19 protein-coding genes and 6 pseudogenes are annotated in these 22,342 nt (G+C 36.3%); 7 read left to right on the top strand and 18 right to left on the bottom strand.

Annotation, left to right across the window (positions count from 1 at the left end; translation table 11 throughout):
* Nucleotides 1-315: 315 nt before the first annotated feature.
* Nucleotides 316-579, top strand: coding sequence for a spore coat protein CotU (gene cotU / locus bslm_RS09225; protein WP_033881937.1), 264 nt, complete (start codon nucleotides 316-318; stop codon nucleotides 577-579).
* Nucleotides 580-1,179: 600 nt separating this feature from the next.
* On the opposite strand, the gene dutA is transcribed toward cotU, so the two are convergent.
* Nucleotides 1,180-1,614, bottom strand: coding sequence for a dUTP diphosphatase DutA (gene dutA / locus bslm_RS09220; protein ID WP_014479915.1), 435 nt, complete (start codon nucleotides 1,612-1,614; stop codon nucleotides 1,180-1,182).
* 29 nt (nucleotides 1,615-1,643) lie between these two features.
* A pseudogene (locus bslm_RS09215) lies at nucleotides 1,644-2,104 on the bottom strand (DUF2691 family protein).
* A 428-nt stretch (nucleotides 2,105-2,532) separates the two neighbouring features.
* Here bslm_RS09215 and bslm_RS09210 point away from each other — a divergent pair.
* Nucleotides 2,533-2,958, top strand: coding sequence for a hypothetical protein (locus tag bslm_RS09210; protein WP_014479913.1), 426 nt, complete (start codon nucleotides 2,533-2,535; stop codon nucleotides 2,956-2,958).
* Nucleotides 2,959-3,368: 410 nt separating this feature from the next.
* Nucleotides 3,369-4,553, top strand: a complete 1,185-nt coding sequence (gene alr / locus bslm_RS09205; RefSeq protein ID WP_031600564.1) for an alanine racemase — start codon at nucleotides 3,369-3,371, stop codon at nucleotides 4,551-4,553.
* 101 nt (nucleotides 4,554-4,654) lie between these two features.
* Here the strand turns inward: alr and bslm_RS09200 are convergent, their stop codons facing one another.
* On the bottom strand, nucleotides 4,655-6,070 hold the full coding sequence (locus bslm_RS09200) for a sugar porter family MFS transporter (RefSeq protein WP_033881939.1): 1,416 nt from the start codon (nucleotides 6,068-6,070) through the stop codon (nucleotides 4,655-4,657).
* A 412-nt stretch (nucleotides 6,071-6,482) separates the two neighbouring features.
* Here bslm_RS09200 and yncB point away from each other — a divergent pair, with 412 nt between their 5' ends.
* Nucleotides 6,483-7,118, top strand: coding sequence for an endonuclease YncB (gene yncB / locus bslm_RS09195; RefSeq protein WP_014479910.1), 636 nt, complete (start codon nucleotides 6,483-6,485; stop codon nucleotides 7,116-7,118).
* A 214-nt stretch (nucleotides 7,119-7,332) separates the two neighbouring features.
* On the opposite strand, the pseudogene bslm_RS20660 reads toward yncB, so the two are convergent.
* The 3 genes and pseudogenes from bslm_RS20660 to xylA all read right to left on the bottom strand — a co-directional run.
* Nucleotides 7,333-7,498: pseudogene (locus tag bslm_RS20660) on the bottom strand (glycoside hydrolase family 11 protein); the annotation flags it as partial.
* Nucleotides 7,499-7,602: 104 nt separating this feature from the next.
* Nucleotides 7,603-9,102 carry a xylulokinase gene (gene xylB / locus bslm_RS09190; protein ID WP_014479909.1) on the bottom strand — a complete coding sequence of 500 codons (1,500 nt, stop codon included), beginning with the start codon at nucleotides 9,100-9,102 and terminating at the stop codon, nucleotides 7,603-7,605.
* 150 nt (nucleotides 9,103-9,252) lie between these two features.
* Nucleotides 9,253-10,590 carry a xylose isomerase gene (gene xylA, locus bslm_RS09185; RefSeq protein WP_014479908.1) on the bottom strand — a complete coding sequence of 446 codons (1,338 nt, stop codon included), beginning with the start codon at nucleotides 10,588-10,590 and terminating at the stop codon, nucleotides 9,253-9,255.
* 237 nt (nucleotides 10,591-10,827) lie between these two features.
* Here xylA and xylR point away from each other — a divergent pair, with 237 nt between their 5' ends.
* Complete coding sequence (xylR, locus tag bslm_RS09180) at nucleotides 10,828-11,982, top strand: transcriptional repressor XylR (RefSeq protein ID WP_046381052.1); 1,155 nt, start codon at nucleotides 10,828-10,830, stop codon at nucleotides 11,980-11,982.
* Between the two features lie 137 nt (nucleotides 11,983-12,119).
* Here xylR and xynB read toward each other — a convergent pair whose 3' ends face one another.
* Entirely contained in the window at nucleotides 12,120-13,721 is a 1,602-nt protein-coding gene (gene xynB / locus bslm_RS09175) for a xylan 1,4-beta-xylosidase (RefSeq protein ID WP_014479906.1), read from the bottom strand.
* 30 nt (nucleotides 13,722-13,751) lie between these two features.
* Nucleotides 13,752-15,143, bottom strand: coding sequence for an MFS transporter (locus bslm_RS09170; RefSeq protein WP_046381051.1), 1,392 nt, complete (start codon nucleotides 15,141-15,143; stop codon nucleotides 13,752-13,754).
* 441 nt (nucleotides 15,144-15,584) lie between these two features.
* On the opposite strand from bslm_RS09170, the pseudogene bslm_RS21640 reads away from it, so the two are divergent.
* Nucleotides 15,585-15,854: pseudogene (locus bslm_RS21640) on the top strand (thermonuclease family protein); the annotation flags it as partial.
* 85 nt (nucleotides 15,855-15,939) lie between these two features.
* Here bslm_RS21640 and bslm_RS09165 read toward each other — a convergent pair.
* The 9 genes and pseudogenes from bslm_RS09165 to bslm_RS09130 all read right to left on the bottom strand — a co-directional run bounded on the left by bslm_RS09165 (nucleotide 15,940) and on the right by bslm_RS09130 (nucleotide 20,962).
* Nucleotides 15,940-16,410, bottom strand: coding sequence for a hypothetical protein (locus tag bslm_RS09165; protein WP_014479902.1), 471 nt, complete (start codon nucleotides 16,408-16,410; stop codon nucleotides 15,940-15,942).
* 139 nt (nucleotides 16,411-16,549) lie between these two features.
* Complete coding sequence (locus bslm_RS20655) at nucleotides 16,550-16,714, bottom strand: hypothetical protein (RefSeq protein WP_014479901.1); 165 nt, start codon at nucleotides 16,712-16,714, stop codon at nucleotides 16,550-16,552.
* A 110-nt stretch (nucleotides 16,715-16,824) separates the two neighbouring features.
* Nucleotides 16,825-17,098: pseudogene (locus bslm_RS20650) on the bottom strand (hypothetical protein).
* Nucleotides 17,099-17,140: 42 nt separating this feature from the next.
* Nucleotides 17,141-17,468 (bottom strand): annotated as a pseudogene (locus bslm_RS21295) (hypothetical protein).
* A 109-nt stretch (nucleotides 17,469-17,577) separates the two neighbouring features.
* Nucleotides 17,578-18,219 (bottom strand): DUF3885 domain-containing protein, encoded by a 642-nt coding sequence (locus tag bslm_RS09150; RefSeq protein ID WP_046381050.1) that lies wholly within the window; start codon nucleotides 18,217-18,219, stop codon nucleotides 17,578-17,580.
* A complete protein-coding gene (locus tag bslm_RS09145; protein ID WP_014479898.1) occupies nucleotides 18,216-18,446 on the bottom strand; it encodes a helix-turn-helix domain-containing protein in 231 nt (76 codons plus the stop codon). The genes bslm_RS09150 and bslm_RS09145 overlap by 4 nt, the downstream gene beginning before the upstream one ends.
* A 541-nt stretch (nucleotides 18,447-18,987) precedes the next feature.
* Entirely contained in the window at nucleotides 18,988-19,368 is a 381-nt protein-coding gene (locus tag bslm_RS09140) for a UPF0715 family protein (RefSeq protein WP_029726895.1), read from the bottom strand.
* Between the two features lie 77 nt (nucleotides 19,369-19,445).
* Nucleotides 19,446-20,198 (bottom strand): CPBP family intramembrane glutamic endopeptidase, encoded by a 753-nt coding sequence (locus bslm_RS09135; protein ID WP_014479894.1) that lies wholly within the window; start codon nucleotides 20,196-20,198, stop codon nucleotides 19,446-19,448.
* Between the two features lie 227 nt (nucleotides 20,199-20,425).
* Nucleotides 20,426-20,962 (bottom strand): GNAT family N-acetyltransferase, encoded by a 537-nt coding sequence (locus bslm_RS09130; RefSeq protein ID WP_046160431.1) that lies wholly within the window; start codon nucleotides 20,960-20,962, stop codon nucleotides 20,426-20,428.
* Between the two features lie 186 nt (nucleotides 20,963-21,148).
* Between bslm_RS09130 and bslm_RS09125 the strand changes: the two genes are divergently transcribed.
* On the top strand, nucleotides 21,149-21,352 hold the full coding sequence (locus bslm_RS09125) for a hypothetical protein (RefSeq protein WP_224588665.1): 204 nt from the start codon (nucleotides 21,149-21,151) through the stop codon (nucleotides 21,350-21,352).
* A 131-nt stretch (nucleotides 21,353-21,483) separates the two neighbouring features.
* Here the strand turns inward: bslm_RS09125 and bslm_RS09120 are convergent.
* Nucleotides 21,484-22,274, bottom strand: a pseudogene (locus bslm_RS09120) (DUF7225 domain-containing protein).
* Between the last annotated feature and the right edge of the window lie 68 nt (nucleotides 22,275-22,342).

Genomic DNA, 22,342 nt, shown 5'->3' with positions numbered 1-22,342 from the left:
ATGTCTAACTTTAAATCCTTCAAAAGCAGTGTTAAAAAATCACATCATAGAGCTCTGAATCTTAACCATAACGTTCAAATATTCTTCAATTAGAGAAAGTCCCTCTTTACGTATATTAATCTTCTCTATACACTTTACTATTATTTTACAGTGGTTGAGTGCTTTCTCTCGCTTTTGTTTTAATAAACAGCTATCCGTTTTGTTTTTCAGAAAGTGTTTTAAACAGCCTCTTTTTACTATTCTTATTTCATTTGACCATACCATATCATTTAAACTTCATAAATTAAATTCGAATAACATAAAGGAGGAATTTAATTGGGTTATTATAAAAAATATAAAGAAGAGTATTACACTTGGAAAAAAACATATTACAAAAAGTATTACGACAATGATAAGAAGCATTATGATTGCGACAAGTATTATGATCATGATAAAAAACATTATGATTACGACAAAAAGTATGATGACCATGATAAAAAGTATTACGATGATCACGATTATCATTACGAAAAAAAGTATTATGATGACGATGATCATTATTATTATGATTTTGTCGAATCATATAAAAAACATCACTAAATCTCTTAAACGTCTATTTATTCCCCGGCGACATACCGGGGGCTTTTTTATGATATTTATCGACGATACTCAGATTTTTTTGTGCTCATGGCTGCTGTAAATTCAATTATTAATGAACACAAGTCATTTAACTTGGCTTATTATTAGTGGCATTACTAGTTTTTAGTTGCCTTCCCCTACTTATAAAAATTTAGATAAAAGTATTTCTTTATAGAGATGCTTGTTTCATCGACAACTCAATCCTAAAGTGGTAAAATCAATAAAATGTAAAAACTGTAAATATAATAAAAGGAGCATCTATATGTATATAAGTATTATAATTTTAGCATCCATGCTTTTATGGGGCGCAGTTATCCACGAGCTAAGTAAACCTTCAAAAAAGCAAAGCACCAGAAAAATTGTTTCTTTGACATCTTTAGGTTCTTTATCGACTTTAGTTATTACTATTTCACTTTTTCAAAACTTCCCTTTTTAAAATTTGTTTTTAATTAAATCCTTCGTATTAAAATATTCATTTTATACATAATATTTATATGTACCTTGGCTGAAACCTCCATTGATCAATCACACAGCATGAAGACAGCCAAGGATTTATTTTGTTTACTTCGTACCTGTTGAACCGAGTCCTCCTCTATCCTCGTTTCCCAAATGCTCGACTTCAACCAATTCAACCGCCGGCATTTTCTTCATGATTCTAAACTGGCAGATACGATCACCCTTCTTAATTTCAGTATCACGCAATGCATAAGCAGGAAAGAACCAGAAATCGTTGTCTCCCTTATATGACTCATCGATAACACCCATTGAATTTGTTTGAATAACGCCAAAGTTCTTATATGTACTTGAACGAGGGACGACATGTGCTTCGTAACCTTCAGGCAGTTCCATTGCAACACCTAATGGGACAAGCTTAAATTCATCTTTTTTGATTGTTACATCTTCAGCTGCCCGAAGATCAATCCAGTCTCCCTGCTCAATTTTGCTGATTCTTGTTTGTGTTTCATCTAGATACTTGATTTTAATTTTCATTGTCATGTACTAGCTCCTTTAATTTTTATTGACTATCATACAGTAAGGCTTGTTCTTGTGTCATTTTCATCAGTGATAAATTGAACGTCTTCAAAATCATTCTGTAAAGCATTGAAGTAAAGTTTTTCAATGAATTTTTTGTTTTTACAGTAAATCGAAACGTAGCTATTATCTGCTATCAACAGGACAAGTTCGCAATCACTGTCAGCAAACTCTTCATATGTATTGACTTGATTAACCATTTTTCCATATGGAAATGCTTTCAGTTCAACGAAAATGGTATAGTACTGATTCGTTTTTAATTGTTGCTCAAAAACTGCCCCTTCAACAATTGCGTAGTCATGAAAAAGCTCCTCATCATCGAGCTCTCCTTCTACAACAAAATAAGATTCCCCACTCGTTTGCCACCTATAATTAGCTATTTCTACCGGCCGCAGTATTCTCCATAGAAAATTTCCATATTCATTCGGTATTTAAAACTAACTCCCCTATTCATGTATACCCCTTACTTAAACGATTTTTGTGAATACGAGTTTAATTATATACTCTGATGTTAGGTTTATGGAACAAGGAATCGACTGCCTTTTCAACCGATTATCTTTTACAGAATTTCCTCAGCCCTCCTCATTTAAAAGGTTCTTCAATGTTCATAACAATAGACGCCCTCTTGTTCTCTTGTCTTTGTCGAGAAAAGTTAGCCAGTCAGTGCCTTCATATGTAGTGTCCTGCTTGTCTCAGACCGTACTTGATTACGCTTTAATCATCCTGATGTTATGACATGTTTACTCCGTCATAAATATTCACCAGAAATAAACATACCCTTTTTGTATTTCTTGTGAATTATAGGATTTCCCAAAGGTCTTTCCAACTCTTTACCGAATGTATAAATTTGTAATTTATTTCTTATATAGGAGATGAAGAAAAGTGTTTAAGAAAATTGTGGTAGGTTCGATTTTAGTTAGTTCAATTACAGGATTAAGCTCTACTTATGCTTCAGCTGCATCAATTGACCACACACCTAAAAAAGTCACTGCGTTTGCCGCACAATCCGATATTATACTAGAAGAGGAAGAAACGTTTAGAGGTGACGGAAAATTTTATTTTGATTATTATGGAAGTGAAGATGGCGAAATCAGAGTTTTTGTTGAGAATACAGGAAGCAATCCATTTGAATTCAAAATTGTAAAACCAGGTGGTGGAACAATCGCTTCCGGCTATACAGTTAAACCTGGCAAAAGTGTAACTCTAACTCTTGACGTATCACACTATAAAACCGGAACATATTATATTCGCTGTCAAAATGATGATGGAGCTAAGATAAAAGCTTTTGCAAAAGTGCGTGCTCTCTAATAGGAATACAATGGAGCAAGGAAGCTTGTTGTTACTTCCTTGATTTTTTCTGTGCTTCTATACTGCAAACATCACTAATTCTAACCTGTATCCTTTGTATTGATGAACGGTAAGTTTTTCCTGATTAGATTTCTCGTTATCATCTACCCTTAGAAAAAAATGTCCCGAAACAAATAATCATTTTTGTAATCCTCGGTCGCCGTACCCATTAACACCCCACTTACAAGCCTCATGTATCCCGTACTTGCTTTTATTCGAACATTGATAGGCACCTTCTCGTATCACATGGATTTGCTGTTGAATGATTTCAAATAAAGTTGAATAAAATAAGATCGAATCATCCAACAATTAACATTTATTCTTGCGGCAATAGGTGGTATTTATAATCCATAAGAAGGAAGGAAGCGTTGATGATAAAGCTTTGCCGAGAAGTTTGGATCGAAGTCAATCTTGATGCCGTTAAAAAGAATTTGCGAGCGATCCGCCGTCATATTCCACATAAGAGCAAAATTATGGCTGTCGTAAAAGCGAACGGTTATGGTCACGGGTCTATAGAAGTGGCACGCCATGCACTGGAACACGGGGCGAGTGAGCTTGCTGTTGCCAGTGTGGAGGAAGGAATCGTTTTACGTAAAGCTGGGATTACAGCACCTATCCTTGTGCTTGGTTTTACATCCCTTAGTTGTGTAAAGAAGTCAGCAGCTTGGAATATAACATTATCAGCATTCCAGGTTGATTGGATGAAAGAAGCAAACGAGATATTGGAAAAAGAAGCGAGTGCTAACCGGCTGGCCATTCATATTAACGTGGATACCGGCATGGGACGATTAGGTGTACGCACAAAGGAAGAACTTTTAGAAGTAGTGAAAGCCTTAAAGGCAAGTAAATTCCTCAGATGGACAGGGATTTTCACACATTTTTCGACAGCTGATGAACCGGACACAACACTCACAAAGCTGCAGCACGAAAAATTCATCAGTTTTCTCAGCTTTTTAAAAAAACAGGGGATTGAGCTGCCCACCGTGCATATGTGCAACACGGCTGCAGCTATCGCTTTTCCGGAATTTAGCGCTGATATGATCCGTTTAGGTATCGGCTTATATGGTTTATATCCTTCAGCCTATATTAAACAACTAAATCTCGTTAAGCTTGAACCTGCGTTAAGTTTAAAGGCGCGCATCGCTTATGTGAAAACCATGCGGACAGAACCCCGAACCGTTAGCTATGGTGCTACATACGTCGCAGAGCCTAATGAAGTAATTGCTACACTCCCGATTGGCTATGCTGACGGCTATTCTCGTGCCCTTTCCAATCGCGGGTTTGTTCTTCATCGCGGAAAACGAGTGCCAGTGGCAGGAAGAGTAACAATGGATATGATCATGGTCAGTTTAGGAGAAAACGGTGAAGGTAAACAAGGAGATGAAGTCGTGATTTACGGTAAGCAAAAAGGAGCCGAGATTTCCGTTGATGAAGTGGCTGAAATGCTCAATACGATTAACTATGAAGTCGTGTCTACATTAAGCCGCCGCATCCCTCGTTTTTATATAAGAGATGGCGAGATTTTTAAAGTATCAACTCCAGTATTATACGTATAGAACATCTTAAAATGCTGAATCAAGATCCCTCTACCAGGGGGATTTTGTTTTTTCTGAAACTAAAAAAATCCCTCCTATAAGAAGAGAGATTTTCAACATATTTATACCTCAATAACTGATTGTTCAGGAGTATTATGATCGTGTCGAGAACGAAAATGCTCTTCTAATTCTTCAAGTGTACGCCCTTTTGTTTCCGGCATGAATTTGTATACAAAACCGATTGCCAATACACCTAAAGCCACAAATATAAAGAATGTAAAAGACAAACCTACAGAGCTAAGCAAGATCGGGAAAGCAAAACCGATCACAAAGTTTAATATCCAAAGGAAAAAAACACTTATCCCAGAACCAAGTCCTCTTAACCTTTGAGGGAATATTTCCGCTATGACAAGCCAAGTCACAGGTCCTACACACCCTTGCATAAAGGCAAGAAATAAAACGGTCAAAGAAAGCACTACATAAGGAAGTGCCATAGATCCATCAAGCACAATTGAGAAAATCGCAATCAATAGGAGAGCTGTAGTCGTCCCCGCCAAACCAATCAATAATATTGGACGCCGTCTCACTTTTCCGACCAGCCAAATCCCAAATATAACTGCAATAACTGATATCAGCCCATTTCCAATATTAGCGATTAAAGCCGCTTTTGTACCAAAACCAGATTCTTTAAGGATTTGTGTGCCATAATACATAATCGAGTTCACACCTGTAATTTGATTCACTATGGCAACACCGATTCCAATCCATAAAAGACGGCGCAGCCATGGTGTAGAAAAGTCCTTGAGTGATGCCTTTTCTAGTGCTGTATCTTTTTCTACCGCTTCTTGAATTTCTCTACATTCAGCTTCTGCACGTTTATCTTCTCGAATTTGTTTAAGAACTCGCAGCGCCTCACTGTTTTTGCCTTTGGAGATTAGCCATCGGGGGCTTTCTGGTACCTTAAGCATACTGGCAAATAACATGATAGCCGGTACAGCACAAATGACAAGCATGTATCTCCAAACATGTCCCGTATTTGCCATTGTTACACCGAGGATCGCATTAAAAACATATGCTAAAAATTGCCCGCCAACAATCATTAGTTCATTTTGGCTTACCATACGCCCTCTCTTCTCATGCGGTGCCATTTCTGCTAAAAAGGCCGGCACCATCGCCGAGGCTCCTCCAACAGCCAGCCCCAGTAAAAAACGAAAGGCCACCATGATGAAAACATTAGGTGCTAACGCTGTTCCCAGTGATGCCAGGAAAAATAAAAAGGAAAGATTAAGGATCATTTTACGGCGGCCATAACGATCAGCCAATCTTCCGCATAACAACGCTCCAAACGCGGCTCCTAATAAAAGAATACTCGTAACAAGCCCTTCTGTAACCGGTGTTAAATCAAGCTGATCTGGCCTTGCCATAAAAGGTAAAGCTCCATTTATAACTCCGGTGTCATATCCAAAGAGAAGCCCTCCAAAAGTTGCTGAAATCATTATTAATTTCAACCTTCGATTTCGATGTTCATTCATATCCATTTCCCCTGCCTTTATTAAGAATACTTAATAAGCTCTTTCAGTGTGGATATTGAGTCAAAACTAAAGTCATCTCTATCTTAGATTTTCGCCTCTGGATTTGTAACCGTTTACATTTTAGCCAATAGAATAAACCTAAGCTATTAGTTGTTATGTTGTAGTAATGTTTTTGTCACATTATTGTCATTTCTCATATTATCATAATTCTAAAAGCATTTTCAGTCAATATTATTTTCAGGATTATTTATTTCCGCTATGTGATGGTGATGTTTTGATCATCTCGTTGTGAAGTTAACTATTGGCAATTTGGAGTGTTATAAGTTCCCTTGAAGTTTTCCATTCACAAAAAATGTCCATATCGTTATAATGATGATGTTTAATCGCAAAAAGAGAAAATGATAAAGAGGGAATCAATATGAAGAAGATTTTGATCAGTATGATCGCAATCGTTTTAAGTATTACTTTGGCAGCTTGCGGATCAAATCACGCAGCCAAAAACCATTCAGATTCTAATGGGACGGAGCAAGTCTCTCAAGATACTCAATCTAATGAATATAGTCAGACAGAACAAAAGGCTGGCACGCCTCATTCAAAAAATCATAAGAAATTGATCGATGTTACATTAGATAGAGCAATAGATGGAGATACGATTAAGGTTATTTACAACGGAAAGAAAGACACAGTTCGCTACTTGCTCGTTGATACACCTGAGACGAAGAAACCAAATTCTTGTGTTCAACCATACGGTGAGGATGCGTCGAAACGAAATAAAGAATTGGTCAACAGCGGTAAGCTACAGCTGGAATTTGATAAAGGCGATCGCAGAGATAAGTATGGAAGACTGTTAGCATACGTTTATGTTGACGGCAAATCTGTTCAAGAGACATTATTGAAAGAGGGATTGGCCAGAGTAGCATATGTATATGAGCCTAACACAAAATACATAGACCAATTCAGACTAGATGAGCAAGAAGCAAAGTCAGATAAACTGTCAATTTGGAGTAAGAGCGGTTATGTGACGAACAGAGGATTTAATGGCTGTGTGAAATAGAAAAACACTGTTTGTTAAAAAAAGCAGCAAACCTAGCAGAATGCAGTTTCCAAAGAATTAGAAAGAGATGATGGCGTGTCTAGTTTCCATTCTGCTTATCAAGCTAAAATCATGCAACTAGCCTGTAAAATTTCCACTGTATAGTAACAATAAAAAACACCCCTTCACGTCAATGTGAGGGGGTTATTTGTGTGTAAACATCCTTCCTATTTCATCATAAATCAAGAGATCCCTCTACCGTCGTTAGCACAGTTTCATATATCTTACCCATTGGCATTCCTAAGCTTTCTCACTTCTTGAAGTGTTCGCTGACAGAATACGGTTCCGCTCGTTCGTTTTGTCTGCTGGACACTCCAATACTGTTTAAAGGTTGCGATACCTTATTCTCACCATCTTTTCAAAAGAAGGCAGCCATGTCATCAAAGGCCTTTGATGATGATTGATCATTAATTGTTCTTCGGTTGATCTCCAGACAATAACATCATTAGTTTTTTCGAAAGCTCTTCAAAGCTTGATTGAGATCCTTTGTGTGAGTATAAATGTTCTTATACAAATCAAATAGTGTTTTATATTTTTGAACATTTTGCGCCTTTGGATAAAATGCAGCAGCCTCACGAATGAACTGCTCTGCACATTCTTCAAGGGATTCAAACCATCCGCTTCCAAAGGCAGCCAGCATTGCAGCCCCCATAGCTGGCCCTTGTTCATTTTCTAACTTAATTACCCTCGTATTGAAAATATCAGCTTGCATTTGCAGCCACGTATCATTTTTAGCTCCCCCACCAATAGAAACAACAGTATGAACTGATTTTCCCGCTTCGCGGAATAGCTCAATTGATTCATGTAAAGAGAATGTGATACCTTCCATTATTGCCCTCAAAAAGTGCTTTCTATTGTGGGCTCCATCCATTCCGATCAAGCTTCCCCGAATAGAAGAATCAGCATGCGGCGTTCTTTCACCAACCAAATAAGGAGTGTATAGCAGTCCATTGGCTCCTATCGGAATAGCTTCCACCCCCTGCAATAATTGCTCAAACGATTCGTTTGGTGCAAACGTTCTTTTAAACCAGTCCAAGCTGTATCCTGCAGCGAGCGTGACGCCCATCGTATAAAAAGAATCCTTTTTTCCATGATTAAAAAAGTGGACTTTGCCTTTAAAGTCTCTTTCTTTTTCTTCTTCGTAGGAAAGTATGACCCCTGAGGTCCCAATACTGCATAAAGTTTTTCCGGAAGAAAGGATACCTGCTCCAATAGCGCCGCAAGCATTATCTGCTCCCCCAGCGTACACTTTTGTTTTTTCTAATAGTCCGGTCTTGGCGGCAACGTGCGGAAGCAGCGACCCTACACAATCATGAGATTCAACAAGCGGAGGACAAATATCTGCAGAAATACCAATTTGATTGCAAATATCATTGCTCCACTCCTTGCGAGTAATATGTAAAAGTAAAGTTCCTGCTGCATCGGAGTATTCCGTGTGAATGGCACCGGTCATACGGAATCTCACATAGTCTTTCGGAAGCAAAAACACAGCAGTTTTTTTAAAAAGTTCAGGTTCATGTTCCTTCACCCATAACATTTTAGGTAATGTAAACCCTTCTAAAACACGGTTTTTTGTGATGTCAAGAAGATGATCGCCAAATTTCTCGGTCATCCTTATACATTGAGGCGTTGTTCTGGTATCATTCCAAAGAATTGCATTACGTAACACCTGACAATCTTTATCAAGCAGTACTAATCCATGCATTTGTCCCGAATAGCTTATCCCGTCAATATCCTTGGCTTGAACATTGGATATAGAAACCAATTCAGCCAATGCTTCAATTGTTTGCTGCACCCAGTCTTCAGGATTTTGCTCACTATATCCCGCCTTCTCTTGGATAAGCGGATACCTTTTGGACGTTTCTGCACAAACCTTGCCGTTTTGGTTAACTAAAATGGTTTTAACAGCACTCGTTCCAAGATCTATTCCAATGACATACTTCATTTTTTCACTCCTTGCCCTTTTAAAAAACCATTCACTCTAAATAAATCCTAATTATAGAAGTTACCCGTCATAACAACAAGCAATAGGAAAGGAATCATGACGGGTAATTCAGTGACTTGGTATTGATAGCAGGATCTGGAGCTTATCCTGTTATACTTCTAAAATGTATTGGTTCAATATCGCTTTTAATTTCTCCTGTCTTCCAGATTCGTTTTTAATTAATTTATGATTTAGCGCATATTGCTCAAGTGTGTGAAAATTAGCTCTTCCTTCTATAATTTCAAGACCAATCCCTTCAGTAAAGCTGCGGTAACGATGTTGAATCACATCTTCAAACACACGATCTTCGATTAATTTGTGGGCAACTTTCAATCCTCTTGCAAATGCATCCATCCCTGCAATATGGGCATATATTAGATCATCAGGCTCAAAAGAAGATCTTCTGACCTTCGCATCAAAGTTTAATCCGCCGCTTCCTAGGCCGCCATTTTGCAGGATTTCGTACATTGCTAATGTCGTAGAATATAAATCCGTCGGAAATTCATCCGTGTCCCAGCCTAAAAGAGGATGACCCTGGTTTGCGTCAACAGAGCCAAGCAGACCATGTACTCTTGCCATGCGTAATTCATGTTCGAATGTATGCCCGGCTAATGTGGCATGATTGGCTTCAAGATTTAATTTAAAATGATTGTCTAAGCCATATTGCTTCAAAAAGGCAATGGTTGTTGCTGCATCTGTATCGTATTGATGGGTGGTCGGCTCTTTTGGTTTTGGCTCAATCAAAAACTGCCCTGTGTACCCGATTTCCTTCGCATAATCCACTGCCATATGCATAAATCTAGCCAAATTATCAAGCTCAAATTTTAAATCGGTATTTAACAATGTTTCATATCCTTCACGGCCGCCCCAAAATACATAGTTCTCAGCGCCAAGCTCTTTTGCTGTTTCTAACCCTTTTTTCACTTGTGCTGCAGCATACGCAAACACATCTGCATTGCAAGAAGTCGCGGCACCATGGACGAAACGGGGATTCGTAAACATGTTTGCGGTATTCCATAATAGCTTAACGCCGCTATTTCTCATGTAATCTTTAATCATGCCCACGATCATATCTAAATTTTGGTTTGTCTCTTTTAGCGTACTGCCTTCTGGTGCAATATCCCGGTCATGAAAAGCAAAGAATGGTGCATCTAGTATTTCAAACATCTCAAATGCTGCTTCTACTCTCATCTTCGCTAGATCCATGCCTTTATAGTGATCCCATGGTCTTTGCATCGTAGCTGATCCAAAAACGTCCGTACCATCAGCAGTAAATGTATGCCAATAGGCAATAGAAAATCGCAAATGCTCTTTCATCGTTTTTCCGCCGATTACTTCTTGAGGATTATAATATTTAAATGCTAAAGGATTAGTCGAATCTTTCCCTTCGTAAACCACTTTGTTTGCGCTTCCAAAATAGTTAATTGAACTGGAATGAGATTGAGCCATGTGATTTCCCCCTTAAAAATAAATTCATTCAAATACAAATTCATTTTATTTCATCTTGTAAGTTACCTATTAGTTTGTTGTTTAAACAAACTAACTTATTTTCATCTTATATAACCTCATCAGTATTTTCAATATTTTTTTTAGTTTTTTATGAACACATTAGATATAATAAAGGGAAGATTCGCTATGTACTATGTTCATACTTAATTTAAAGATTAAACAAATGGAGTGGATGAAGTGGATATCGCTGATCAAACCTTTGTCAAAAAAGTAAATCAAAAGTTATTATTAAAAGAAATCCTTAAAAATTCACCTATTTCAAGAGCAAAATTATCTGAAATGACTGGATTAAATAAATCAACTGTTTCATCACAGGTAAACACGTTAATGAAAGAAAATCTGGTATTTGAAATAGGTCAAGGACAATCAAGTGGCGGAAGAAGACCTGTCATGCTTGTTTTTAATAAAAAGGCAGGATACTCCGTAGGAATAGATGTTGGTGTGGATTATATCAATGGCATTTTAACAGACCTTGAAGGAACGATCGTTCTTGATCAATACTGCCATTTGGAATCCAATTCTCCAGAAATAACGAAAGACATTTTGATTGATATGATTCATCACTTTATTACGCATATGCCCCAATCTCCGTACGGGCTTATTGGTATAGGTATTTGCGTGCCTGGACTCATTGATAAAGATCAAAAAATTGTTTTCACTCCGAACTCCAACTGGAGAGATATTGACTTAAAATCTTCGATACAAGAGAAGTACAATGTGCCTGTTTTTATTGAAAATGAGGCAAATGCTGGCGCATATGGAGAGAAAGTATTTGGAGCTGCAAAAAATCACGATAACATTATTTACGTAAGTATCAGCACAGGGATAGGGATCGGTGTTATTATCAACAATCATTTATATAGAGGAGTAAGCGGCTTCTCTGGAGAAATGGGACATATGACAATAGACTTTAATGGTCCTAAATGCAGTTGCGGAAACCGAGGCTGCTGGGAATTGTATGCTTCAGAGAAGGCTTTATTAACATCTCTTCAGACTAAAGCGAAAAAACTGTCCTATCAAGATATCATAGACCTCGCCCATCTGAATGATATCGGAACCTTAAACGCATTACAGAATTTTGGATTCTATTTAGGAATAGGCCTTACCAATATTTTGAATACTTTCAACCCACAGGCCGTAATTTTAAGAAATAGCATAATTGAATCGCATCCTATGGTTTTAAATTCAATGAGAAGTGAAGTGTCGTCAAGGGTTTATTCCCAATTAGGCAATAGCTATGAATTATTGCCATCTTCCTTAGGACAGAATGCACCGGCATTAGGAATGTCCTCCATTGTGATTGATCATTTTCTGGACATGATTACAATGTAATTTTTTATGGAATGTACAGCTCATCTTTAAAGATGAGCTTTTTTATTCTAGGGGTATTTCTGAAGCAATAGTGACATAGGCACCTTCTCATATGAAAAAAGAGTTCTAAAATAGAAATCTCCTTTTTCATGTGCAAATTATTTTTCTTTATAACGAAAATATCTAAAGTCGGCCGGAATATGATTACCACTGGTATCTTGGCATTGCATCCCTACAAAGGCCCCTGTGAAGAATCCTCCCCCACGGATGTAATCATCTGATAATTTTTTCGATTCCAGTGCTATGTCAATTTTGTGCCAATCTTCTTTGTTAAAAGAATAAAAATAATAATATTTGTCTTTTTCAATATTTACTCTTAAATATACATACTTTACTTCACGAGGAATAACAATTTTATTATTTAATGGCTGTGAAAAAGAAAAGTTGTCACATATTGTTAATTCAAGAATGCGGCCAAGTTCTTCATCATGCGTGACTTGAAGAGCCGTCCAGTTCTCTGTATTGTAGTAATTCACCAATCCAGCGGCTTGTTGAAAATTTTCCGGATAAAACTCAACAGCAGTTTCGGCTTCAAAATGGAGACTTTGCCAGCGTCTGGCTACAAATGCCTGAGTAAATGTCGAGGTCAATGATTCATGACCGAATAATCGTAAATGATTTGGCGCTTGAGTCAATGAACCTAATTCATTCGTGAATGGAATCCTTAAAGTTTGAAAATTTATATTTAATGTTGAATCCTCAAATTCATCAACTTCCGGGTACGTTGCTTCAAATATTGTTTCGGGTATAGAAGGTGCATCTACCTCCAAGCTTCCTTCTTTTCCACCTACTACATAGGGCCATTCATCTTTCCAGTAAAGTTTTTGAATAGCTGTTTCTCTGCCCAAAGGACAGTATCCTCTCTGCTGAAAAATTGAATCATCGTCAGGATGAATAGGACGTCCCGTTAAATGAGCTAAATACCACTCATCTGTATGTGTTTGAACAATGGATGCATGACCACATTTTTGCAATGGATTTCCTGGGTCATGCCATGACGTTAAGATTGGATTATCGGGATGAACTTCATATGGCCCCTCAATATTTGCAGAACGGGCAATTGTAGCAGCATGTTCGTACCGTGTTCCTCCTTCTGCAGTTAATAAATAATAATAGTTCCCGATATGATAAAGATGCGGAGCTTCTGTCAGTTTTCTATCCGTTCCTTCAAATATAACTTTTGGTTTACCGATTAATTTTTGCTCTTTATCAGAATATTCCTGTATAACAATTCCTCCAAATGAGTGCCGATCAATACGGTGATCCCATAACATATTTAATAAATACTTTTTTCCATCCTTATCATGGAACAAAGAAGCATCAAATCCCGAGCTATTTAATGTAATCGGCTCACTCCAATCACCATTAATCGTTTCACAAGTAACTAAATAATTGTGACAATCTTTCCATGCGCCATCTACTACCTTAACATCCGTATAGATAAGCCAAAACTTCCCATCACTATAGCTTAAACATGGTGCCCAAACCCCACCTGAATTTGGATTTCCTTTCATGTCTAATTGTGAAACTCTCTGTAATGGATGTGCAACTAAGTGCCAATTTACTAAATCTTTTGAGTGGTGTATCTGGACTCCCGGAAACCACTCAAATGTAGATACAGCGATATAATAATCCTCTCCTGCCCTACAAATACTTGGATCGGGATTGAATCCTTTAAGTACGGGATTGGTAATCTTCATTTGGGACTCCTCCTCAGTTAATTTTCTTTTTTAAGCTTTGAAATCATCAATATGATCCAAATAAACTTTGTCTCTATTCTCTAATTCTCGAACCATGTTTTTATATTTTTTCTCATCTAAGTTATAGAAATTAATATCAATTAAAGCTAGAACAAGCAAGAACACGGGAATAATCGTTGTTGTAATTAAAATCCCCATTAATGCCGCCGGGGTTTGTGCCTGATTTGCTACATATCCAAACTTATCAAGAACCAGACCCGGAACAACTCCTCCTAAGGCCATACCAAACTTAAAGAAAAATCCGATGATAGCGTAAATGAGCCCACCCATTCTTTTCCCAGTCCTGTACTCTCCATATTCAATTGTTTCAGGAATAAGCGCCCACATATATCCCCCGGCAGTGAGACTTCCAGCAGCAGCGATTAATCGACAGACAAGTATGAGGTATACATTACTTGGCGGAGCAAACAGTAAAGCTAAGAGGCCGATAATATTCAGTAATAATGCATAGTTTAGTAATTTCTTCTTCCCCAAAAATTGATGAAGCCTTGGAATAAACGGTAAAATGACCAAAGCGGGCAAACTTCCTATCAAACCGTACCACTTCACCAAATCCTCTCTTTCTAAGTTATATGTTACGTAATAAATGCCAACCGAATTACTGATGGAATTCACTCCAAAAATAATAATAAAGAAAATACTTAATACAACAAGTGGACGATTAACACGAAACTGCTCAAATATATCCGTAAATTTAATTTTTTCTTCGGATTTTTGAAGAGTGACCCGCTCTTTTGTGCTTTTAAAACAAAAGATTAAAAGGCACCCGCCTATCATTCCCAAAATACCCATGGTTAGTTGCCAGCCAAGAGACTCGTTGCCGGAAGTATCGCTTAAATAAGCAGCCAGTAAGGGAACAAAAAATGCAACGACAAGTCCCCCAAGATTCGCAAATAACATGCGAACAGAAGTTATACTAACAACTTCTTGATTATTTCTAGTCATTGCAGAAGTTAACGCGCCATATGGAACGTTTATCGTTGTGTATGTAAGCGACAAGCCAACATAGGTTATATAGGCATATACTAATTTCCCCATATCCGAAAAGTCTGGTGTTGTAAAACAGAGTATTGCCAGTATGACAAATGGAAAAGCTCCGAATAAAAGATACGGTCTAAAGCGTCCAAATCTGCTGTTCGTTCTGTCAACTATTGTTCCGATAAAAGGATCAGCGAGAGCGTCGATTATTCTAACCACTAAAAACATAGTACCGGCTGCTGCTGCCGATAAACCAAAAACATCTGTATAGAAGAACAAAAGATACGTAGACACTGTTGCATAAATTAAATTACAAGCAAAATCTCCAGACGCATATCCAACTTTTTCAACCATGCTAATCTTCTTTACATTTTCACTGAGCATGATTTCTCCCCTTTTCGATCCTTTAATATGGAACAGTGTGAAACGGTATAACAATTTCTCCAATTTACGGTCAGTAAACTTTTATAAAAGCGCTTTCAAAACAGTGCAAAAAAATATGGTGATCAGCAAGCAAAAAATTCATCTTTTTTCGTCATACCTTATATACCTGGAAAAGGATAAAAGCCTCATTCTTTCGTTTCTTATATTGTTTAGCTCCATTAAATCGATCCTCTTATCCCCCTTCCATCCATATTCAGTAAGACCTTATCTTTGTGGACAATGAAAGTTCATCTTGTTAGTTTGTTGACCGAACAAACTAACTTGTTTTAATATTATAAAATCCTTTCAACTTTTTCAACATCTTTTTCAGAAAGTTTAAGCATTGTCTCGAATAATATTTAAGAATGCACGTATCAATTAATGACACCCAGTCTTTTTGTTACAGTTTGTTACTTACTCATAATCATTCCAAAGACTAAGGAAACAGGATTCTTATGTTCAATCATATGGCAACAATGTGAACTATGCGAAACAAGGAAGTGGTTAGCAGCGGTAAGCTGCAATTAGAGTTTGATAAAGTTGATCACAGATAATTATAGAAGACTGTTAGCCGTGCGTTTTGGTTAATGACAAGTCTGGTCTTGAAACATAATTGAAAGAAGGATTGGCCAGAGTGGCTTATGTTATGAGCCAAACACTATTTATCTAAATATTAAATTAAGAATCCAAGCAAATTCCATGTTGTCTTTTGATGCGACTTTGTTATTGAAATTGGAACAAAAGAGGAATACAGAAATCAGTTCTGTATTAGTTTATTCAATATATTGATTTTCCTTTGGTCTTTATAGTTCTTCTTTGTTCTTCTATAGCCATCTAATAAAGACTTTTTATAAACCTTGAGGTAATCATCAATCGTTAGCAAATGATATTTCGCTCCACCATCCTCAAATACCTCTAAGTTATTATAGTCTACATCTGCAAATGGTTTTAAATCCTCGATGTAAGCAATGCCTATTTTAGTATTAGTTTTCTTAAATTCATGCTCATGTAAATCAACCATTTTGTATCCATGCAGTTCCATCACTTTTTTTAGTTTTTCCCACTTTTCCTCTAAAAAAATTAAAGGAATAAGGAGATCAATATCTTCTGGAGAAAAGTCTAACCCAGTTACCTTTTCAAGACCTAAAGATCCATATAATAATGGAATTATGTCTAACTCTTTATTAAACGTTTTAGCTATATTGATAAATTCATTATACAATTTCATTTTTCATCCCCATTATTTGGTGATTAATTATTAAGATTCAACTGGCTCTTGAATTTTCATAAGTCCTTCAATACTTTCATGTGGTATATATCTCAAAGGGTAATTTTTTCAAACATCCTGAAAGTCATCTGTACAATATCTAAAAAGCCTTGAAAACTGAATTAAAGAAAAACATCAAAATGATAATGGCTAGCACAACAACAATTTCAAAAGTATGTGAACTGCCATCTTCTTTTTCTCGTTCTTTCTTCTCCCTCATTTGTTCCCTATATTTTCTTTGTATTTCATTCTTTTTCCTATCCACCTTACTCGACCCCTTTCAACATAAAGTAAAGGCAAGCAATTCTGAAATTTTTTTATTCCTTCTTTTGACAAGTTCGAAAATACCAATGTATAAGCGTAATGCCTAATGGATTAAACTCCAAATAACAAAGCCCCTCCGATAAACCAAAAAAAGGAAATGGAAACATAATTGCATTTAAGACAATCCCATATAAAGCACACCGTTTATTTGTCTTTATTGAAACGAACGCTAAAATGATTCCTATAGGAGAAAGTAATAATGGAAAAAACACCGGCATTCCTTGCCATGGAATTGACATAACTCCCGTAAAAAAATTAATAATTAGGATAGCTGAGATAATTGGAATCGTGATTGAAAAAACAGCTGCAGTTTTTTAACATTCATATTGAAAGCAAGTCTCCGTTCTCTTTAAAATCGTAGTTTTATTTAATCTTGAGAAAGTTTGTCAAAATCTCTTTCTTTCATTTCAGGCAGAGTTATATCAATCCCTAACATTTTTATTAATTCTTGTACATAGCTTTTTATTGCAAGCATATTAAATGGGAAATCGAAATCAAATTCCTCTTTAGCGCTTAGAATATCCATTGCATACGAACAGTTATGCTTCATACCCAAAAGAATACGATTGATCAGATAACTCAAAGTGAGTAACTAAATAAACACTAATAAGGTTTCCACCTTGAGAATCAAAATCCACTAATCTTTTATCAACTACTAATAAAAATGCAGATCTCTCATCATCACATAATACCAACTGAAAAAATTCTAAGTTTCTCAGTTTCAATAACCGTTTACATCTTGTATGTAAGGCCCTCATAATCTAATTCTGCCTTTCCTGATATAAATCGTTTTATAAAAGAGTATTACATGCACTTATACTCTTCTACCCAGTCGTGATATTTTTCATAAAGTGGACGTATTCGTTTGAAATCAAGAGCTATGACTTCACATCCACGATCATCATAGATAAAGAAAATAATGTCTTTTGTAATGTTCACAAAGAAAACATCAGGGTAATCAATAGAGTAACCTCCGAATTTCGGTTTTAATGGAAAATCCTCGTTACTGGCTGCTTTAAGTAATTCAGTTACACGTAAGTCTCGAGGTTTGCATAACAAGGAAAATTGTTGCATCTCGTATTCTTCAGCTTTATTGATTTCGAAAGGATAGGGATATGTCTTCACCATAATTTGATTCAAATGATTTTTACATTTTAGAAACGGTTGATACACCTTTAATTTTCTTATACATTTCTCTTTCTTTTTGTGCTTATACATATTCGTCACAAGGAATATGTCATCATTTTGTTCAAATAATTCATTAAAAATGATTGAGGTTTGTTCATATACAATCCGAAACATCTTTAAATTCAATTCTTCATTTGCTTTGAGTTGATAGATATTTTCCCCAAGACAAAAATGGATTCCTATGCCCCATTGATTATAGATGCTAGGAATGAATTCGAGGTTTTGAAACCTTTCCTCCATATACTCCATTATCTTCATTTAGACATTCTCACTTTAGAAATATGATCTTTTTGGAATATCAACAACTCATGCAGTTCGATGTTTTGATAGGGACAGACTTTATCAAACAGCTCTCTCGGATACCGCTCCATTTCGTCATTATATAGCTTTCTGACAGTTGGATACTCATGATCAATATCTCTGGAAAGTTTCCGGATACTGATCTTTCTTTGGTCTATAATCGTTTTTAACTTTGATTTAATCATATTCTCACCTTTTAGTTATTTTTGATCACTTAAAATGATCATTAAGTTTATAATGGATCCTTGACCTCGCTGAATTTAATAATCCCGCTCTTCATGTTCAAATCCATAAGTACCTTTTATCCACACATCGCCGCAGTCTGGACTTTTTGTTATTTCCAACTGATCACCTTCTACTCGGTCTGCTGCACTGTAGTCCAAATAACTTCCTGTGAATTCTTTCTCGCTCCTTGATAATATCCATCAGTTAGAGCTATTCTGCTAAGTTTCATATTTAGAGTACAGTCTTTATTATTGTGTATTGTGAATTTAACCAAGTGAGGTCAAAATTCCGGTCGATCAAAACAAAGTCTACATTTGTTTAATCCACCGTTAGCTTTGCTTCAGCATTCGGAAGAGTAAAACTTGAGACTAAGCCTAAGCAAACCAAAGTTAAACGATTAACCCTTTTCATCCCTCTCTCCCTTACCCATTTATGGCATAATTCGGTAAATAAAAGGGGCTTTTTGACCGTGCATAAGGAAAAGGATTGTGATGATTTAAGCTACGCTGCTACCCTCCCAATGTTTTGCAGAAAAACCGAGTCCCAGATCCAAAATATTACGGCAAATGAGACGCTAAACAAGTAAATTTCATATCCCATCAGAAAGTTTAAGGTGTTTTTTGGATCAGTAATGAAAGCGAAGAATAACCATACTAAGAAGGAAAAGAATATGTATATGAGTAAATATTTCGCGTTAAACCTTTTTGGATTGCGATTTAAGAAATATTGAACAGGTGCAGCAAAGATTAAATAAAAGATAAAGAGAAGAACACTTATTAGGAAGTATGGTATGTAGCCGTCATAACCAATGCCAAAAACATAAACAACAGCAGCTGATAACGCGGACAAGACATGAACAAATATGATCCTTAAAACTTGCATGTTTATAACCTCTTTCTTAATGAATGCTTCTTAAACATTGTCTAGATCCTCCTTAAAACTACTGTTCTACTTAGAAATTAAACATCTTGGTCGCATTTCTCATTCTTCCGCCATTGAATAGTATTTCGGCGAGTTATTGCAACAGTTATTAATAGTAGAGTACCGACAATAAGCAACATAAAAAAGATCACAAACAGCGAACCTGTTCCCGGAACAATTTCTTCATAGGTAATAAAGCGCTCCTCCCCCTGCAGGACGAAGAACCGAGAATTTTCAAGAAAGGCTAGATGAAAAGCGATAGACGTCCATAAGCTTCCTGTTACAATACGGAGGAGTTGAAGGATGAATCCAAAACCCAACAATAAAACAATGTAATCTAATGTGATAGCAGATGATTCAACTCCAGCTATATATTGTAAACCACTTACAATTATTGGTGCAAGCACAAACAGGATTGGCTGTAGGAGTAAGGCCATAAAACAGTTCCAACGCTTATTTAGAGCATAGTACACCGTCCCCCGAAAAGTTAATTCCTCTGGAAAAGCTTCATAAAAGAAAGCGATAATCATATTTAAGAGCAATACTGTCACTAAATGGACAGAGAAGTGAAATTGTGTAATTTTGATCCAGCCTAATAAATGGGCGATAGCGAAACCAGACCCGGATAATACAATCACATATATTGCTCCTATTATGGCATTCGGAATGGCTTGCCGCCACCCAGACAGTCCTATAGAATAAAAGGGTCTACTAGACATCCGTTTAAGAAGAATGTAGAGCAACGGGACAGTTATTAATGTGACTAAACCTGCTTGGATGCCTTGCTTCAAAAGCTTGGAAGCTCCTGCTTGGCTAGCCATTGAACCGACTAAAGTAGCAAAAAACAAAGCAAATACGAATGTTCCCCAACTGAGCAAGACAGTTCCTAACCATTTATGATGATTGTCTTGTTTTCCGCTTTTGGTGAGATGAATTTGATTTGGATACCCCTCTCACATCATTCATATTAAGCACTATAAGCCCTACTATCACTATACGTTCTATAGCTGTTATGGTTTCAATTTCCTGCATTCCCCCTCTTACAATTCCACTCTTCCTCTAAAATAGCGTAATAATATTCATCCCACCATTCATTGCCTTTTGGAATACATTTTTTAAAAAAGCCTTCTCTTCTCATTCCAATCTTCTCCATAACTCGGTATGAGGGAATATTCTCAGGTTGACACGTAGCTATAATCCTATGTAAGTTGATTTCTTTAAATCCATATTCCAAGATAGCTTGGGCTGCCTCAGAAGCATACCCTTTATTTTGATAATTGGGATTAAACACCCACCCAATTTCATATGTATGTTCACCAAAATACTTATAAAAAACAATATGGCCTATAAGACAGTCTTCATCTCTTAGTATGACAGGGAATTTTTCAGCGTTATCACCTTTGTTTTTATTTACAAATGCCTTTGCATCTTCTTCAGTAAAAACCCCTTCAGGTATATACTTCATTACATTACTATCAGATGTATACTCATATACAGCCTGCCAATCTGTGAATGCAAATTCACGTATCAATAACCTTTTTGTTGTGATATGCATTAAAGTAACTCCCCTCTAATATACTTAGTCTTTATTTCAATATGAAGACAACAATAACCTCTTTAAAACTATTCTTATTCAACAATATTGCCTCTTGCTAGAACAACTCAAGGATTACTGACTGTGAACAAGCAATGGAATATGATTCTCCAAAATAATCCCCCTACCTTTCCCTGAGGGATAATTATGAAGGAACAATACAACAAAAAAATGGAAGTCCAAGTAGCTCTGCAAAAAGAAGAGTTGTATTCATTGGCTAATGACTGGCTTGGCTTTATTAAAACAAACGATAAAGATATTGAATCAATTGATTACGATTACACTGATGATTATGAGGTTAACCCAATGAGCGGCATTGAAATCAATGGTTATCTCAATAGAAAAAAGTAACACGGGGAAAAGACGAAGTAAGATCATTTACTGCGGATGCAACTCGTAAGCCAGATTGCGAAGATAAAATAAGGATTAAACAAACATCCCCTTACAATAAGTAAGAGGATGTTTGTTATCAACAAGATTGTTTAATTTAATTGGTATTCCTTATTAAGCTTTTTAAGAAGTGAAATTTCAACTTCGTATTGGCTTCCATAAACTCTGCTAATTTTTTGCACTTCTTCCTTTGAGCTGAAGAAAATAACTTTAAAATCATCATTTACGTATTGAACTACAAAAAAACATCAAAATCATCAAATGTATTTTTATTTATCGAAATAAAACCACTTGATTGAGCTGTTGTTTTTACACTAATCCGCCTGCCATCATTCACAACATCAAATCCATGCTGATTAGTTTGACGTGCCAGAGTGCCGTTGGTTTGGATTGCACAAATGAATTCACCGATTCTGCCAATTAAATGCCTCAATTCTGTGGGCTTACAGTTCAATACATTCATTTCATATCTCAGGATTTGGTTATATTCATTATAAAGGTTTACAAGTTGTTCTTTACTAATGATTTCAGCTTGATCATGTATTTGGTTATTAGTAATAGGTACTTCTCGGAGTGATTTAACACCGTTTACCCATTCGCCTACGATAACTTCCTTATCTTCCCCTTTTGATTTTCTGAAAATAAGTCCTGTATAAAGAGAGTTTTCACCTAAGTATTTGTAAGAACTTCTATTCACATATTCAAAGAGGTGCTTATTAAAAGAAATCCCCTTATTATACCGGTTATAACAATAATCTGATAAAATAATGCTATCCGGATTAGTTCCGTATTTTTCTTGAAGGGTTTTCTTTACTTCTTGAGGTGAAACCAACTCATTGATCTTATTTTTTAAAGCATCTTTAATTTGCTCGTAAATTGTCATTATACTTCCCTCAAATTTGCAGTTTCTTTGGTTGTTAAAATAAGTCATAATTTTTTCTTTTGCCGAAG

The organism is Bacillus sp. LM 4-2, assembly GCF_000978495.1.
GTDB lineage: Bacteria > Bacillota > Bacilli > Bacillales > Bacillaceae > Bacillus > Bacillus subtilis.
This window is presented reverse-complemented; position numbering and strand designations above follow the sequence as displayed.